The organism is Burkholderia sp. AcTa6-5, from assembly GCF_017815075.1.
Lineage (GTDB): Bacteria > Pseudomonadota > Gammaproteobacteria > Burkholderiales > Burkholderiaceae > Burkholderia > Burkholderia sola.
This window is the reverse complement of sequence record NZ_JAGIQE010000058.1, coordinates 1-3,079: the sequence shown is the minus strand read 5'-3', so window position 1 is coordinate 3,079 and position 3,079 is coordinate 1. Positions and strand designations below refer to the sequence as shown.

At 62.6% G+C, this 3,079-nt stretch carries 4 protein-coding genes; all 4 read right to left on the bottom strand.

Annotated elements, in window-relative coordinates; all coding sequences use genetic code 11:
• Nucleotides 1-30: 30 nt before the first annotated feature.
• From J8I33_RS34160 to J8I33_RS34145, 4 genes are read right to left on the bottom strand one after another with little or no spacing between them, the layout of a single operon-like run.
• Nucleotides 31-627, bottom strand: coding sequence for a plasmid pRiA4b ORF-3 family protein (locus J8I33_RS34160; protein WP_209929381.1), 597 nt, complete (start codon nt 625-627; stop codon nt 31-33).
• 11 nt (nt 628-638) lie between these two features.
• Complete coding sequence (locus J8I33_RS34155; RefSeq protein WP_209929382.1) at nt 639-2,180, bottom strand: IS66 family transposase; 1,542 nt, start codon at nt 2,178-2,180, stop codon at nt 639-641.
• A 50-nt stretch (nt 2,181-2,230) separates the two neighbouring features.
• The gene (gene tnpB / locus J8I33_RS34150) at nt 2,231-2,578 is read right to left on the bottom strand and encodes an IS66 family insertion sequence element accessory protein TnpB (protein ID WP_209929380.1); all 348 of its coding nucleotides are present in this window, start codon (nt 2,576-2,578) and stop codon (nt 2,231-2,233) included.
• On the bottom strand, nt 2,575-3,006 hold the full coding sequence (locus J8I33_RS34145; protein ID WP_045598719.1) for a transposase: 432 nt from the start codon (nt 3,004-3,006) through the stop codon (nt 2,575-2,577). Before J8I33_RS34145 ends, tnpB begins: the two co-directional genes overlap by 4 nt.
• Nucleotides 3,007-3,079 lie beyond the last annotated feature (73 nt).

The following is a 3,079-nucleotide window of genomic DNA, read 5'->3' as shown; positions in this document are numbered from 1 at the left end:
GTAAGCGTCAATCTGAGGCCGTCTTGACGATCAGAACTTGACCTCTGAGAGGCGCTGATTCGCGAGCACGAGATCAAAGGCGGTGGGATCGAAGCTGCCGCCACACCACTCGAGGAAGTGGTCGTGCTCCTCGTGCGTCGGATCGGTGATCGCTCCGAGGAAGTCGGCATATCCTGGCACTCCCCCGACGTCTTCCGGTGGACACGCATTCTGCCCGTCCAGGCACATCGGCCGGCGCATGTCTGGATCAGGCACCAGCGCCTTCTCGACTTTGATCCGATGCTGCCAGTTGTCACCGTAGTCGTAGATATAGGTGAATGACTTCAGCCCGCCGAGCGCCTTCGACAGTGTGACCCGTGCTTCATTGAGCATTGGTGGATCGCTCTGGAATCCAAAGTCATCAGGTTCACCATAGTTGGTTTCGCCGAAGACGAACTCGTGCAGGTGCCCGCCTTCCCAGCCCATGGCCAGTTGCAGCACGACATGCAGCTTGCCCAGCCGGATCGAGCCGGGAACGACGATTCGTCGCCAGATCGCCGGCTTGATGTACTTCAGCTCAACGCGCAGTACGTAATCGGGGACTGGCGCCTTGACCAGGCGCACGGCAGGTTTGCGGGGTTGGACCATCGGATTGATTCTCAGGCGGCTTGCTGTTCGATGTGTGCAGTCGGCATCAGGTGCCACGGCAGCAACTCGTCGATGCGGTTGATGGGATGATCGGCGATGCGCTCAAACACCGTGCGCAGGTAGGCAAACGGCTCGATGCCGTTCAGGCGCGCCGTACCGATCAGGCTATAGATCACCGCCGCGCTTTGGCCACCGCCGTCGGAGCCTGCGAACAGATAATTGCGCCTGCCGAGAACCAGCGGCCTGATCGCGCGCTCCGCCGTATTGTTGTCCACCTCGACGCGCCCGTCTTCGCAATAGCGTGTGAGAGCGTGCCAGTGCCCCAGCGAGTATCTAATCGCCTTCGCCAGCCCCGACTTCGCCGAGACCAGTGACAGCGTGTGTTCGAGCCAGGCCTTCAGCTCAGCGAGCAATGGGGCCGAGCGCTGCTGACGCGCAGACAGGCGCACGTTCGGCGTCTGGCCGCGAACCTCGCGCTCAACAACATACAGCGCCCCGATGCGGTGCAGTGCTTCTTCGGCAATCGGTGAGCTGTCCAGTTTGTATATGTCGTAGAACTTGCGCCGCGCATGGGCCCAGCACCCGGCCTCGATGACCGTGCCGTCACGATACAGCGCGTCATAACCGCTGAAGGCATCTGCCTGCAGGATTCCCGTGTAGCCCGCAAGATGTTCTCGAGGTCGCTCACCTTTGCGATCGGGTGAGTACCTGTACCAGACTGCTGGTGGCGCGCGGCTTCCCGCAGGGCGGTCGTCCCGCACATAGGTCCACAGGCGCGCTGTGCGTGTCTTGCCACGCCCCGGCTCCAGCACAGGCACGGGCGTGTCGTCGGTATGAATCTTGTCTGCGTCGCGCACGTAACGGCCGAGTGCATCAGACAGCGGCTGCAGTAGCGCCGCTGCTTCACGCACCCACGAAGCCAGTGTCGCGCGATCCAGTTCGATGCCGGCGCGGCGATAGATGCCGGCCTGCCGGTACAGCGGCGTATGGTCAGCGTACTTCGCGACGACGACCTGTGCGAGCAGCCCGGCACCCGCCATCGAGCGCGCTATCGGTCGCGAAGGTGCTGGCTCCTGTACCACTGCAGCACAGCGCGGGCAGCTCAGCTTCGGACGTACGTGACGCAGTACCTTGAAGTAGCCGGGTACATAGTCGAGCACCTCCGAGACGTCTTCGCCGAGCGCGCGCATCTGTTTGCCGCATTCCGGGCATCCGCAGCTCGTTGGCGTATGAACAACCGTATCGCGAGGCAAATGGGCAGGGAAGTGCCGCGGTTTGCGGCGCAGCGAATTGAGGTTCGTAGTAGCCGATGTATCCGCAGTCGCGGCATCAGGCACCTTCGCCGGTGCGGCCATATTTGCTTCAGGAACAGGCAGCTCACCGAGCGCGAGCTGCAGCTGGTCCATCAATTCTGTCATGCGCTCCGATGAGCGGCCGTACTGCCATCGCTTCAGCCTCGAGATCTCGGCCAGCAACTGCGCAATGGTCTCGTCACGCGAGGCAACAATGCGCTTGAGGGCGGCGATGTCATCGGGCAGATGGTTGGCAGGCATGCAGCCAGTGTAAATGAAGCCCACGCGCTTGTGGGTTCCCGCACCCGGCGTTACGCGGCGTGCTTCGGCTGCCACGTCCGCTCTGGATGCCGCCAGTCAATCCCCTCGAGCAGCATCGACAGTTGGGCAGCTGACAGATGGACTGTTCCCGAGTCCGCCTGCGGCCACACGAAGCGTCCTCGCTCGAGTCGTTTCGCGTACAGGTTCATGCCGTCGCCGCTCCACCATAAAATCTTGATGAGGTCACCGCGACGCCCACGAAACAGGAAGATGTGCCCCGAGAAGGGATCACGTCCGAGCGCTGACTGCACCAGCGTGGCAAGTCCATCCATGCCACGGCGCATATCGGTAACGCCCGCTGCCAGCCATACGCGGGTACCGCCTGGCGGCGCAATCATGCTGGCATCAGGCAGCGCAGCACGAGGCGCAACTGCACGGGGTCCACCATGCCCGTGACGCGTACACGGGCACCGTTCAGTTCGATCTCGATGCCCGACGCTGCCGATACGCTCTCGCGATGTGGCTCGACAGGCTGTAGAGCGAGCGACGCCAGTTCTGACGTTTCGCCGGTCGGTGCATCAGGTAGCGCTACAGGCAGCAACACCGCTGTGCTGTGCGCCACACCTTCAAACAGGCCCGCCCGCAGTTGCCGACGCCACTTGAACACCATATTGGGATTCAGTCCGTGCGCCTGCGCGAGCTTGGCCACCGAAATACCCGGCTCGCACGCCGCGACGGCAACTTGCCGTCGGTACTCCGGCGTGTAGTTCGGTCGGCCCTTGCGGTTCGACGCTCGCGCATTCCGTGTGTCCAAAGTAGTCCCCATCACTTGAAGTAACGGACATCACTTTGGACACCGGCTGCAGCTCTGTCCATGCGGCCACGAAATGACGCTTACG